The 13124-nt window shown below is 68.8% G+C and carries 9 protein-coding genes; 4 read left to right on the top strand and 5 right to left on the bottom strand.

Annotated features, from left to right (window positions below; genetic code table 11):
* Positions 1 to 179: 179 nt before the first annotated feature.
* From NO889_RS09040 to NO889_RS09020, 5 genes are all read right to left on the bottom strand, one after another.
* Complete coding sequence (locus NO889_RS09040) at positions 180 to 1793, bottom strand: Na+/H+ antiporter NhaC family protein (protein ID WP_256411934.1); 1614 nt, start codon at positions 1791 to 1793, stop codon at positions 180 to 182.
* Between the two features lie 422 nt (positions 1794 to 2215).
* Positions 2216 to 3442 carry an MFS transporter gene (locus NO889_RS09035; RefSeq protein ID WP_256411933.1) on the bottom strand — a complete coding sequence of 409 codons (1227 nt, stop codon included), beginning with the start codon at positions 3440 to 3442 and terminating at the stop codon, positions 2216 to 2218.
* A gap of 135 nt (positions 3443 to 3577) precedes the next feature.
* The gene (locus NO889_RS09030) at positions 3578 to 4972 is read right to left on the bottom strand and encodes a signal recognition particle protein Srp54 (RefSeq protein WP_256411932.1); all 1395 of its coding nucleotides are present in this window, start codon (positions 4970 to 4972) and stop codon (positions 3578 to 3580) included.
* Between the two features lie 107 nt (positions 4973 to 5079).
* Positions 5080 to 6675: an N-acyl-D-amino-acid deacylase family protein gene (locus tag NO889_RS09025; protein WP_256411931.1), complete on the bottom strand. Its 1596-nt coding sequence runs from the start codon at positions 6673 to 6675 to the stop codon at positions 5080 to 5082.
* Between the two features lie 101 nt (positions 6676 to 6776).
* A complete protein-coding gene (locus NO889_RS09020) occupies positions 6777 to 8021 on the bottom strand; it encodes a Zn-dependent hydrolase (RefSeq protein WP_256411930.1) in 1245 nt (414 codons plus the stop codon).
* A gap of 105 nt (positions 8022 to 8126) precedes the next feature.
* Between NO889_RS09020 and NO889_RS09015 the strand changes: the two genes are divergently transcribed.
* From NO889_RS09015 to NO889_RS16445, 4 genes are all read left to right on the top strand, one after another.
* The gene (locus NO889_RS09015) at positions 8127 to 9722 is read left to right on the top strand and encodes an N-acyl-D-amino-acid deacylase family protein (protein WP_256411929.1); all 1596 of its coding nucleotides are present in this window, start codon (positions 8127 to 8129) and stop codon (positions 9720 to 9722) included.
* Positions 9719 to 10855 carry a mandelate racemase/muconate lactonizing enzyme family protein gene (locus NO889_RS09010; protein ID WP_256411928.1) on the top strand — a complete coding sequence of 379 codons (1137 nt, stop codon included), beginning with the start codon at positions 9719 to 9721 and terminating at the stop codon, positions 10853 to 10855. Before NO889_RS09015 ends, NO889_RS09010 begins: the two co-directional genes overlap by 4 nt.
* 86 nt (positions 10856 to 10941) lie before the next feature.
* A complete protein-coding gene (locus NO889_RS09005; RefSeq protein WP_256411927.1) occupies positions 10942 to 12024 on the top strand; it encodes a DUF1611 domain-containing protein in 1083 nt (360 codons plus the stop codon).
* A complete protein-coding gene (locus NO889_RS16445; protein WP_256411926.1) occupies positions 12021 to 13076 on the top strand; it encodes a dipeptide epimerase in 1056 nt (351 codons plus the stop codon). The genes NO889_RS09005 and NO889_RS16445 overlap by 4 nt, the downstream gene beginning before the upstream one ends.
* Positions 13077 to 13124: the final 48 nt, after the last annotated feature.

Below are 13124 nucleotides of genomic sequence, written 5' to 3'. Positions count from 1 at the left end.
AGGTGGTCACCCCGCCAGCAACGATCCCGTACTCACTAACCCGATCCCCATCCAAACGACCGTACTATTAACAGCCGGACTCCATCGGTCGCTTCACGAATTCACGAAGCATCGGATCGCCACGAACGGCTCCGAGACGTTCCTCGACTCGATCAAAAAAACCGGCTACCGCGACGCCGTCAGTCGTCCGACGGCGAGGACTGCTGTTCCGTCCGCACCGCCTGCGGCGCGAGGTCCTTGCGGCTGGCGTCCCACTCGGAGAGGCTGTAGACGAGCCCGTAGAGCAGGCCGACGCCGATCGGCAGCAGGACCAGCGGCGTGATCCGGGTCGCACCCCAGATCAGCAGCATCACCGAGGCGACGAGGATGACGGTCACCGCGTAGTACATCTGCGTCCGCACGTGGTCGATGTGGTCCGCCCCGGTGAACGTCGACGACAGGATGGTCGTGTCCGAGATGGGCGAACAGTGGTCGCCGAAGATGGCGCCGCTGAACACCGTTCCCACCGCGACCGGCAGGAGCGTCGGGGCGGAGCCGCCGATGCTCCACGCCAGCGGGATCGCGATCGGCGTGACGATGGCCATCGTCCCCCAGGACGTCCCGGTGGAGAAGGCGATCACCGCCGAGGCGAAGAGGATGACGACGGGCAGGAGCATCGGGGTGATGATCGTCTCCGCGACGCTGGTCACGTAGACGCCCGTCCCGAGCTCGGTCGTGACGGTGCCGATGGTCCACGCCATGACGAGGATCGACGCCGCGGTGATCATCATGCTGAACCCGTCGATGATCGTCTCCATCGCCTCCTCGAGGTCCATCAGGCCGCCGACGAACCCGCTGATGAGAGCCATCGCGACCATCGAGAACGACCCCCACAGCAGGGCGTCGACGAACGCGGCGTTGCCGACGATGTCGATGAGTTCGGGGTTCGCCCCGGCCTCCGCGATGCCCGTGTAGGCGGAGCCGGCGAAGACGACGGTGATGAGCGAGCCGACGGGAATGAGGAAGTACCGGAGCTGCGGCGAGTCCGTCACCATCTCCCCCAGACTGTCCTCGGCGCTCTGCATCGGGACCGCGTTGTCCCGGAGCACCTTCCCGTGTTTCCACGAGCGGTGTTCGGCATCGAGCATCTCGCCGAAGTCACGCTGCGTGATGACGAGGATACCCACCATCACGACGGCGAAGATACAGTACATGTTGAAGGGGATGCTCTGGAGGAAGAGGTTGAACGCTCCGGGCGCTTGGTCGGCGATCCCGGCAGCCTCGTACCCCTGTTCGATCATGCTCAGCTGGTAGACCACCCAACTGGAGATGCCGAACGTCGCCACCGGCGCGGCGGTGGAGTCGATGATGTACGACAGCTTCTCTCTTGACATCCGCATCTCGTCGGCCATGTCCCGCATGGTCGTGCCGACGATGGCGGTGTTGGAGTAGTCCCCGAAGAACCAGAGCATGCCGAAGATCCACGTCGCGAGCCCGACCTTCCGTTGGGAGTCCAGCCGAGCGGTGGCGGCGTTCCCGATGGCTTTCGCCCCGCCGAGCCGCCATATCATGGCGACCCCGCCGCCGAGGAACATCACGATCGTGAGGATCTTGGCGTTGAACAGGCTCTCGCCGAGCGACGAGACCGTCCAGTTGAGCGTCTGGATGACTCCGATGCTCCCCGTGAAGATGATCCCGCCGGACCAGATCCCGAGGAACAGCGCGAGGATCGCCCGACGGGTGACGATCGCGAGGACGATCGCCAGAAGCGGCGGGACGATCGAGATCGCACCGAACGTCTCGGCACCCGTCATGGAGTACCCCCCGTATCGCGGCATGTTTCGAGACGACGACCCGTGCCGATCGGATCGTCTCTCGGCCCGTACTCCGCCTCCGGTCGGGTAGTTAAGCTGTTTACGTGTAACATATGCTACTCCCTACCATGTCCGATGTAGTGTCGCGAGAATATATATATAAACCCACCGATGTTCGTGCAAATGTGTTAGTACACACATGAAACGCGTAGATAGCGGTCGAATCGGTGATTTTTGTCGTGTGATCGGTGAGGTACGTACCGCGAACGGCCGATTGACTAACGGATCGTTCGCCGGGGAGATCGTCCGCGATCGATCCCCGTGGCCACGCGAGGCGCTCACAGCGCTCACGGCGGCGGACCGCGAACGATCCGCGGTTCGTCCGAGAGCGCGGAGCCGGTCGGGGACTCAAGCGGGCGGGCTCACTCGGTCGCCCACAGTCCCGCCGCCGCGATCGCGGCCAGTGCGACGGCTCCCGCGAGCAGCGCGAACGCGGGCCGGAACCCGGCGACGTCGGCGGTCGCCCCGACGATCCCCGGTGCGAGCGCGCCGGCGACCATAAGCAGGGTCCGGACGACGCCGAGGCCGCCGCCGGCGAGTCGCTCCGGGAGCTCCTCGACCAGATACGCACCCCGGACGGGACGATACCCGTGCGAACCGATCCCGAGGACGGCGACGAGCACCCCGAGAACGAGCGGTCCGGCATCGACGAGGACGACGACGCCGACGAGCGAGATCGCCGCCAGCCCGAGCGCGCTCGTCATCACCGGAAGACGACCGAGCCGGTCGGAGAGGTCGCCCGAGACGAGCTGAACGAACGTGACCGCGAACAGCACCGAGTACAGCAGGCTCGCCGTCGACGTGGAGAGGCCGGCGGCCTGCGAGAGGTACAGCGGGAAGAAGGCGACGGCCCCGTTGTACGCGAACGAGGAGGCGATCGTCACGAGCACGAACGCCGTCATCCGCCGGTCGCGAAACAACACGAGGTAGTCTCGCGCGTTCGGATCGGGACCCTCGCGGGGCTCCCCGCGGTCGGCGTCCTCCGGGAGCCGGTCCGGAACGCGGAGGGCGAACGCGGCCGCCACCGCGAGGACGACGACCCCGGAGACGACGAACAGCCCGCGCCAGTCCGCACCCGGCAGACGCGCTAGCACGCTCGCGAGGAGCGGCGGGGCGGAGAGGAAGAGCACGACGGCCGCGGGCGCGGCGACCCCGCCGAGCGCGCCGAGCGTGTCGTGTGCGCCGAGCGCGCGGCCCGTCCGCGCCGGGTAGACGCGCGCGAGGAGGCGCACCGCGACCGTCTTGTGCGCGCCCGTCCCGCCGCCGATGACGAGCATGACGGCCGCGAGCGCGACGAAGGGGGCGTCGACGGCGAGCGCGAGCGCCCCGGTCCCCGCGACCGCCGCGCCGACCGCCATCACTCGCACCGCGCCGACCCGGTCGGCGAGCGCGCCGCTCGGGAACTGCATCAGCGCGTACACCAGCATGAATCCGGTGTACGCCGTTCCGACGGCGGCGTTGCTCACGCCGTAACTCGCCTGGAGGGGCTCGAAAAGCGGCGGGAACGCGTACCGAAGGAACTTGCCGAGAAACCACAGAAGCGCGGTCAACAGGAGCACGTCGTACTCGGCGAGCCGCCGGAGGTCCATCGGCCGCCCTTGTCCGGTCGAACGCTTAAAACGGAGGAAGTCGGCAGAGTTGACGGTCTGCCGGACGGGGTGTGAGACGGCTCCGATCCCGGCCGGCGGGACCGACTCGGGCGCGACCGCGGCTCGCGGGGCGGTCTACCCGAACGGGCCCTTGCCGCCGCCCATCATGTCGCCGAGGCCGCCACCGCCGCCGCCCATCTTCTTCATCATGCGCTGCATGTCTCCCTCGCCCATCCCCTGGAACTGCTCGATGGTCCGCTCCATCATCGAGTGCTGTTCGAGCAGCTGGCGGACCGTCTCCTCGTCGGTCCCCGAGCCGCGGGCGATCCGGCGGGTGCGTTCCTGGCCGACGACGCGAGGGTTCTCGAGCTCCTCGTCGGTCATCGAGTCCATGATCCGCTCGAACTTGCGCATCCGGTCCTGGGTCACGTCCATCGCGTCGTCGGGAAGTTGGTCCATCATCCCGCCGCCCATCCCAGGAATCATGTCCATCACCTGGTCGAGCGGGCCCATCCGGTTCATCGCGTCCATCTGCTTTTTCATGTCCTTCAGGGTGAAGCTCCCCTCCAGCATGTCCTCCGGGTCCCAGTCGTCGTCCTCCTCCTGGGTCTCCTGCATCGCGCGCTCGACGCGCTCGGAGAGCTGTTTCAGGTCGCCCATCCCGAGCAGCCGGGAGATGAACCCGGAGGGCTCGAACCGCTCGATGTCCTGGACCGTCTCGCCGGAGCCGAGGAAGGCGATGGACGATCCCGTCTCGTTGACGGCGGTGAGCGCCCCCCCGCCCTTCGCGGTCCCGTCGAGTTTGGTGATCACGACGCCGTCGATCCCGATCGACTCCTCGAACTGGCGGGCCTGATCCTTGGCCCCTTGCCCGATCGCGGCGTCGAGCACGAGCAGCGAGCGGTCCGGGTCGACCTCGCGTTCGATCTCCTCGATCTCGGCGATGAGGTCGTCCTCGAGGGCGTGTCGGCCCGCGGTGTCGACGATACGCACGTCGGCGTCGGCGGTCGCCTCCATCCCCTCGCGGGCGATCTCGACCGGGTCGTCGCCGTCGGGGTCGCCGTAGAAGTCGACCTCCGCCCGCTCGGCCATCTGTTTCGCCTGGTCGTACGCGCCGGGGCGGAAGGTGTCCGTCTGGATCACCGCCGGGCGGAGCCCCTTCGTCGAGAACCACCACGCCATCTTGGCGGCGGAGGTGGTCTTCCCGGAGCCCTGAAGCCCGGCCAGGAGGATCGTCTGCGATTCGAGCGGCAGCGCCGTGGAGTCGCCGACGAGGGCGACCATCTCCTCGTAGACGATCTTGAGGACGTGGTCGCGGGCGGTCGTGCCGCCGGGCGGCTCCTCCTCCAGCGCGCGCGTCTCGATCGAGTCCGACAGCTCCATGACGAGGGAGACGTCGACGTCGGCGGAGAGCAACGACCGCTGGATCTCCTTGACGATCTCCTCGACGTCGTCCTCGTCGAGACGCGTCTTCCCCTGGAGCGTGTCGAGGCTGCTCCGCAGGGACGTTCCGAGGTCGTCGAGCACCATTTGCCGGGAGTAGGCGGGCCACGCGGTAAAGGCTTTGTTCGTCGCGGGAGCGGCTCCGGACGACTTCCGTCGGGCGGTCCGGCGACTACCGGCGAATCACCCGGCGACTACCGGCGAACCGCCCGACCGGCCAGGTTTCCGGTGGTCTCGGCGTCACGAACCACGAACTCGCCGTTCACGAGCACGTGGTCGATCCCCTTCGGATGCCGCCGCGGGTTCTCGAACGTCGCCCGGCTCTCGACGGTGACCGGGTCGAACACGACCAGGTCGGCGTCCATCCCCGGCCGGAGGACGCCCTTCCGGTCGAGTCCCATCGCGCGCGCCGGAAGCGACGTCATCTTCCGTACCGCCTCCTCCAACGAGAGGTGATTCTCCTCACGGACGTAGTGTCCCAGGATCCGCGGGTACGTGCCGTAGACGCGGGGATGGGGTTTGCCGCCGAACAGTCCGTCGGACCCGACACAGACCCGCTCGTACGAGAGGATCTCCCGCACGTCCGACTCTTCGAGCATGTGGATCGTCATGCTGACGCCGAGGTCCTCCTCGACGAGGAGGTCGCAGATCGCGTCGACCGGCTCCACGTCACGCTCCGCGGCGATGGCGGCCACGTCCATGCCCTCGACGTGCTCGTTCGCCGCCGTCTCGACGTTCGCGATGACGACGTTCTCCCACCCGGCGAGCTTGCCGATGTTCTCCCAGCCGTCGATGCGCCACTCCTCGACGTCACGGCGGATGCGGTCCCTGGCCGTCTCGTCGGTCAGGTGTTCGAGCGTTCCGTCCGGTCCCTCAGCATGAACCCACGGCGGGAGAACGGCAGAGAGCATCGTGCTGCCGGCCGTGTAGGGGTACTGTTCGGCCGTGAGGTCGACGCCCCGCTCGCGGGCGGCCTCGACGAGCTCAGTCGCCCGTCCGGCCTTCCCGTGTTGCATCGGGCCGGCGACCTTGAAGTGTGAGAGGTGGAGCGGAACGTCCTCCGCGGCACCGACGTCGACGAACTCGTCGAGCGCCTCCCAGATCCACCGCCCCTCGCTCCGGACGTGCGCGACGAACGGTCGTCCGTACGGGCCGAGACGGGCGGCCAGCTCCCGTATCTCGCGTGTGTCCGCGTAGGTACACGGCGTGTAGATCAGTCCCGTGGAGAAGCCGACGGCACCGTCCTCGAGCGCCTCGGTAACCAGCTCGCCCATCTCGTCGAGCTCGGCGTCGGTGGGGGCGCGGTCGGCCATCCCGAGCACGTCGAACCGAACCGCCCCGTGTCCGACGAGGAGCGCCACGTTGGGTGCGACGCCGTTCTCCTCGACGGCGTCGAGGTAGTCGGCGACGCTTCCCCAGGTCCACTCGACGTCGGCCCGGCCGGCGAGCGCGCCGAGCTGTTTCGCCCACTGGTCGGCACCGCCGTCGCGATACATCGGAGCCATGGAGAACCCGTCCTGCCCCAGTATCTCGGTGGTGATTCCCTGTCTGATCTTGGGTGCGAGCGTCGGGTCCTCGAACAGCTCCAGGTCCGAATGCGAGTGCGTGTCGATGAATCCCGGACACACCACCTTCTCCGCCGCGTCGACCGTCGCCACCGGATCGACGTCGGGGGACGACTCGCGGCGTATCGCCTCGATCCGGCCGTCCTCGACGGCCACGGCACCGCGGAACCACGGTGCGCCCGTCCCGTCGACGACCCGAGCGTTCTCGATGAGCAGATCCGTCATGGGGTGTGGTCCCGTTCCGTCCTAGAAAAACCCGCCCCCGTCCATCCTCGGGTCGGATCGTCCGCGTCGCTCCACGCGGCGGCGAGGGGACGTTCCGGATCTCACTCGCCGTCGGCCCGTTCGTTCGCCTTCTCGACCGCCGCGTTCAGGAGGACGTTCGCACCCGTGACGACGTCGTCCCACTCGGTGAACTCGTCCTCGGTGTGGCTGACGCCGCCGACGCTGGGGACGAACACCATCCCGGTCGGACAGACGCGGTTGAGGTAGCTCGCGTCGTGGCCAGCCCCGCTGACGAGCCGGGTGGCGTCGGCGTCGAGCGCGTCGGCCGCGTCGGCGACCGCCTCGACCACGTCGTCGTCGAACGACTGGGAGTCGATCCGCATGATGACCTCGTGTTCGGCCTCGATCCCCTCACGCGACGCGGCGTGGTCGATCTCCTCGCGAACCCGGTCGGCCGCCCGGTCGACGACGGCGTCGTCGTAGGAGCGGAAGTCGACGGTGAACTCCACGCGCTCCGGGATGACGTTGATCGAGTTGGGGTCGACGTCGAGCGACCCGACCGTCCCCACGAGGTCGTCGCCGCCCGTCCCGGCGATGCGCCGGACCGACTCGATCACGTCGCCCGTCGCGACAAGCGCGTCGTTCCGCAGGTGCATCGGCGTCGGGCCGGCGTGGTCCGCGCTGCCCGTGAACGCGGCGTCGAACCAGACGAAGCCGTAGACGCCCTCGACGACGCCGACGGCCAGGTCGCGGTCCTCGAGTGTGGGCCCCTGCTCGACGTGGAGCTCGAGGTAACAGTGGAGGTCGCGGGGTTCACACGGCTCCTCGCCGCGGTAGCCGATCCGTTCCAGCTCCTCGCCGAAGGTGTTCCCCTCCTTGTCCTCGAGGGAGTACGCGAACTCGAGGTCGAACTTCCCCGCGAACACGCCGCTTCCCAGCATGTCCGGCTGGAACCGGACGCCCTCCTCGTTGGTCCAGGAGACCACCTCGATCGGCCGCTCGGTCTCGACGCCGGCCGCGTTCAGCGTCTCGACGACTTCCAGGCCGCCGAGCACGCCGATGACGCCGTCGTATCGGCCGCCGTTGTACTGGCTGTCGACGTGCGAGCCGAGCAGCACCGGCGGAAGGTCGTCGTTTCGACCCGAACGCCTCCCGAAGACGTTTCCGATCTCGTCGATCCGAACCTCGAGGCCGGCCTCCTCGAACCACTCGACCAGCGTGTCCCGTGCCCGTGCGTTCTCCTCGGAGAGCGTCGGCCTGTTCACGCCGCCCCGCTCCGTCGCCCCGATCTCGTTGAAGCGGTCGAACCGCTCTCTGAACCGTTCGCCCGATATCGTCCGTGACATGTTCCGATGGAACGGTCGTCCCGGCTTTCACTCCTCCGCCTCCCGTGATTCGGCTGCGGTGTAGCGGCAGCACGCTTTACCCACCGCTTCCCGTGAGTTCGCTCGATGAGCTACGAATACGTGCTTCGAAACGGGCGGATCGTCGACGGGACTGGATCGCCGTGGTACCGCGGGGACGTCGCGGTCGCCGACGGTCGGATCGCCGCGGTCGGTGCGGTCGCGGGCGAGGGGGACGCCGAGATCGACCTCGCCGGCGACGTGGTCGCGCCGGGATTCATCGACATCCACACGCACTCCGACTTCACGCTCCCGGCGAACCGCGACGCGCACAGCAAGGTCCGACAGGGCGTGACGCTCGAGATCGTCGGGAACTGCGGGACGAGCGCCGCGCCGCGGTACGGGGCGGCCGCCCGCTCCGTCGACGACTGGTTCGAGAGCAACGGACTCGGGGACGAGGTGGATCCCGACGAGTGGGACTCGATGGCGAACTACCTCGCGTTCCTCGAGGCGGACGGGCTCTCGCTCAACGTCGGGTCGCTCGTCGGCCACGGGAACGTCCGCGCGGCCGTCTTAGGCCACGAGGACCGTTCTCCGTCGCCCGACGAACTCGAGGAGATGTGCGACCTCGTCGCCGAGGCGATGGCGGACGGCGCGGTCGGCCTCTCCACCGGCCTCTTCTACCCGCCGGGGTGTTACGCCGACGTCGACGAGGTCGTCGCGCTCGCCGAGGTCGCGGCCGACCACGACGGCTTCTACGCGACCCACATGCGCTCCGAGAGCGACGGCCTCATCGAGAGCGTCGAGGAGACCCTCGAGATCGGCCGCCGGGCGGACGTTCCGGTACAGGTGTCCCACCACAAGGCGATCGGTCCCGACAACTGGGGCAAGGTCAGGGCCACCCTCCGCCGGATGGAGCTCGTTCGTCAGCGGGAGGGGATCGACGTACAGTGTGACCAGTACCCGTACGTCGCCTCCTCGACGAGCCTCGGGGCGCTGCTTCCCAACTGGGCCCACGACGGGGGCGACGACGCGCTCCTGGAGCGGCTCCGCGACCCCGAGACCCGAGCCCGGATCCGCGACGACCTGAAGGCAGACCGCACGAGCAATTGGGACGGCATCCTCGTGACGGGAGTCCAGAACCCCGACCTGAAGGCGTGTGAGGGGAAGACGATCGCCGAACTCGCGGCGCGTGACGGGGAGGACCGCCGACCTGCCGATATCCTCCTCGACATCGTCCTCGAGGACGGGAACCGGACCATGCACGTCAACTTCGGCATGGACGAGACCGACGTCCGAACGGTGATGCGCCACGACCTCACCATGGTCGGCAGCGACGGCTCCTCGCTCCGCCAGTCCGGGCCGCTCGGAGAGGGCGTTCCGCACCCGCGGAACTACGGGACGTTCCCGCGCGTGCTCGGCCACTACGTCCGCGAGGAGGAGGTGATCCCGCTCGAGCGCGCCGTCCACAAGATGACGGGCATGCCCGCCTCGCGGTTGGGCCTCGACGATCGCGGCGTGGTGAAACGGGACGCCCGCGCCGACCTGACGGTGTTCGACCCCGAAACCGTCGAGCAGACCGGCGACTTCCTCGATCCAGCCGCGTATCCCGCCGGCGTGGAGCACGTCCTCGTCAACGGGGAGTTCGTCGTCGAAGACGGCGACCACACCGGCGCGCGGCCTGGGGACGTGATCGGCACATGAGCGCCACGGTCACCGCCGTCGAGACGATCCCGGTGTCAGTACCGGTGGAGACGTCCTACGAGACGAGCCTCTCGGTCGCGGCCGGTGGACAAGGGTCGTACGACCACGTCCTCGTCCGCGTCGAGACCGACGCCGGCGTCACGGGCGTCGGCGAAATCGCGCCGCTGTCGACGTGGCCGCACGGGCTGACACGGCGTGCGGTCCTGGACCTGGTCGAGGATCGTCTCGCGCCGCTCGTCGAGGGCGAGCCGCTCCACCGCATCCCGCGGCTCGTCGACCGGGCGGAGCGGACGCTCTCGGGGGAGCCGTTCCCGATCAGCGGCGTCGACGTGGCGCTGTACGACGCGCTGGGGAAGCTACGCGACCTCCCGGTGTACGATCTGCTCGGCGGCGCGCCCGACGGCGATCCGACGATCCCCCTCCACTACTCCATCGGCATCCGTCCGCCGGAGGAGGTCCGCGAGCTCGCGGTCGAGGCCCGGAAAGAGGGGTTCACGGCGTTCAAGGTGAAGGTCGGCGGGCCGGACTTCGAGGCAGAGCGGGAGGCGATCGCGGCGATCGTCGACGCGGTGCCCGACGCGAGGATCCGCGTCGACGCCAACCAGGGATGGTCCGCCGCGGAGGCGGTGCGTCGCGTCCCCGTCCTCGACGAGGCCGCCGGCGGGCTCGTCCTGGTGGAACAGCCGGTACCCTACGACGACGTCGCGGGGCTCCGGCGGGTACGGGAGGCGACGGGCGTGCCGGTGTTGGCCGACGAGGCCTGTTTCTCCCCGTCGGACGTCGCCGACCTCGCGGGCCGGGACGCCTGTGATATCGTCAACATCAAGCTCGCGAAGACCGGCGGGCTCTCGCGTGCGCGCGACGTCGCGACGGTCGCGAGCGCGCACGGACTCCCCTGTTTCATGGGAACGATGCTCGAACTCGGTGTCGGGACGGCCGCAAACGCGCACTTCGCGGCGTCGTCGCCGGCGATCCCCTATCCGTCCGGTGCCCTGAACGTCCACGCGGCGTCGACGCTCGTCGAGGACCCGGAGGCGTGGAACGCCTCGGGAGGTCGCTTCACGGTCCCGAGCGATCCGGGCCTCGGAGTGACGTTGGACGATTCGGCGGTCGAACGGTATCGGATCGACTGAACCACACCCGAATCGGAGGGGCGTCGGGGACCCATCATGGAAGGTTGTAGGGTTTTGCTTGAACGGGAGTGACCGTCTCGTATCCGATGAACCTTCGAGACACGTTCGACGTCCCGGCTCCCGCCATCGTCCTCGCCGAGGGAGAGTTCGGGAAGAACGGCGGGAAGACGGCAAACGGAGTCGTCACACACAGCGAGGTGTTCGACGTCCGGGCGGTAGTCGACTCGGGGACGGCGGGACGGACGCCGGCCGAAGTCCTCGAGAAACGCGACGCACCCGAGATTCCGATCGTGGAGTGCGTGGCCGACGCCCTCGACATCGCTCCGGAAGCCGAGGCACTCGTCATCGGCGTCGCGCCGGCGGGAGGACAGCTCCCCGACGCGTGGATCGGGGACATCGAGGACGCCCTTCGCGCGGGCTGTGACGTCGTGAGCGGGCTCCACCACTTCCTCGGCGACGACGAACGCTGGTCGGGGGTAGCCGACGGGCACGGCGCCCGAATCCTCGACGTACGGAAGCCCCCCAGGGAGGACGCGCTCCGCGTCGGGGACGGGTCGGTCGACGACGTCGACGCCGACGTGGTTCTCACGCTCGGAACCGACTGTGCGGTCGGCAAGCGCACGACGACGTTCGAACTCTATCAGGCGGCCCGCGAGGCCGACCTCGACGCCGGCTGGGTCGCCACCGGACAGACCGGGATCATGGTCGGCGCGCACGAGGGGGTCGTGGTCGACCGCGTCCCCGCCGACTTCACGGGCGGGGTCGTCGAGGACATGGTGATGTCGGTGGGAGCGGAACACGACCTCGTCTTCGTGGAGGGGCAGGCGTCGCTCACCCACCGCGCGTACTCCAGCGTCACGCTCGGCGTCCTCCACGGGTCGTGGCCCGACGCGGTCGTCCTCGCCGACGACCCGGCTCGAGTCCGACGGACACACTTCGACCGGTTTCGGGTCGACGGCGTCGAGCGGGAGGCCGAACTCGTCGAAACGCTCTCCGACGCTACCGTCGCCGGGATCTCGACCTGGGGAGATCCCGAAGCGGAGCGCGATCGTCACGAGTACCCGGTCGCGAACGTCTACGACGAAGGCGGCGCGAAGGAGCTCCTCGGCGCGGTTCGGGACGCCCTGGAACCGGAGGCTTCGACCGGCGCGACGGGAGGTGGAACGTGAGTACCGTCGTCGACCTCGCCGTGGAACCGCTCGACCTCCCCCTCTCCGAGCCGTTCGAGATCTCGCTCGGCGTTCAACACGAGGCCTCGAACGTGCTCGTCACGGTCGAGACCGAGGAGGGCGTGAAGGGGTACGGCGAGGGGTCCCCCCTTCCGCCGGTGACCGGGGAGACGCGTGAGGCAGCGGTCGCGACGGCGCGTGCCGCCGCGGACGTCGTCGAGGACCGGCCCGTCGGCGAGTACCGAAGCGTCGTGGCGGAGCTGCGGAACACGTTCCCCGGAGCCGTCTCGGCGACGTTCGCGGTCGAAACGGCGATCCTCGACGCGTTCTGTCGGGAGCGGGATATCGCGCTCTCGGAGCTCTTCGGCGGCACGCCCTCGCCCGTCGAGACGGACATGACGATCCCCATCGTCGAGCCGGCGGCCGCCAGGAGACGAGCCGAGGAGGCGGTCGACGCGGGGTACGAACACCTGAAGATCAAGACGGGAACCGACCTGGACGCGGACGTCGAGCGGGTGGCCGCGATACGGGAGACCGCGCCGGACGCCGCGCTGAAGGTCGACGCCAACCAGGGGTGGAGTCCGAAGGAGACGGCGCTGTTCGCGGACCGCGTCGCCCAGCGGGGGATACGCCTCGATCTGATCGAACAGCCCGTTCCGGCGAGCGACCTCGCGGGGCTCGCGGACGCGCGCCGTCGCATCGACGTCCCCGTCGCGGCCGACGAGACCGTCTTCACGCCACAGGACGCGGTCCGCGTCGTCCGGGAGGAGGCGGCCGACGTCGTCAACGTCAAGCTGGGAAAGTCCGGCCCGCTCGCGGTCGCGGAGATCGCCGCCATCGCGAACGGCGCGGACCTCGATCTGATGGTCGGCTGTATGTTGGAGAGTTCGGTCGGCATCCACACCAGCGCCCACGTCGTCGCCGGGCTGGGGTCGTTCTCGTACGTCGACCTCGACGGCAACCGACTGTTGGCGGAGGACGTCGTCGAGAGTGGCGAGGGTCCGGTACACGACATCGGCGGCCCAGGGCACGGGGTAACTCCCGATCGGTAACGGGAGCGGCCATCTCCTCACCCCGAAACTTATTGTACGACTGGTATC

Origin of the sequence: Halorubrum rubrum (assembly GCF_024494685.1) — an archaeon.
Lineage (GTDB): Archaea > Halobacteriota > Halobacteria > Halobacteriales > Haloferacaceae > Halorubrum > Halorubrum rubrum.
The sequence above is the reverse complement of the archived record's forward strand: the minus strand, read 5'-3'. Positions and strand labels throughout refer to the sequence as shown.

Excerpts from the sequence above, each read along its gene's own strand:
- NO889_RS09040 (WP_256411934.1), bottom strand. The coding sequence starts at position 1,793 with ATGACGGGTGCCGAGACGTTCGGTGCGATCTCGATCGTCCCGCCGCTT.
- NO889_RS09035 (WP_256411933.1), bottom strand. The coding sequence starts at position 3,442 with ATGGACCTCCGGCGGCTCGCCGAGTACGACGTGCTCCTGTTGACCGCG.
- NO889_RS09030 (WP_256411932.1), bottom strand. The coding sequence starts at position 4,972 with ATGGTGCTCGACGACCTCGGAACGTCCCTGCGGAGCAGCCTCGACACG.
- NO889_RS09025 (WP_256411931.1), bottom strand. The coding sequence starts at position 6,675 with ATGACGGATCTGCTCATCGAGAACGCTCGGGTCGTCGACGGGACGGGC.
- NO889_RS09020 (WP_256411930.1), bottom strand. The coding sequence starts at position 8,021 with ATGTCACGGACGATATCGGGCGAACGGTTCAGAGAGCGGTTCGACCGC.
- NO889_RS09015 (WP_256411929.1), top strand. The coding sequence starts at position 8,127 with ATGAGCTACGAATACGTGCTTCGAAACGGGCGGATCGTCGACGGGACT.
- NO889_RS09010 (WP_256411928.1), top strand. The coding sequence starts at position 9,719 with ATGAGCGCCACGGTCACCGCCGTCGAGACGATCCCGGTGTCAGTACCG.
- NO889_RS09005 (WP_256411927.1), top strand. The coding sequence starts at position 10,942 with ATGAACCTTCGAGACACGTTCGACGTCCCGGCTCCCGCCATCGTCCTC.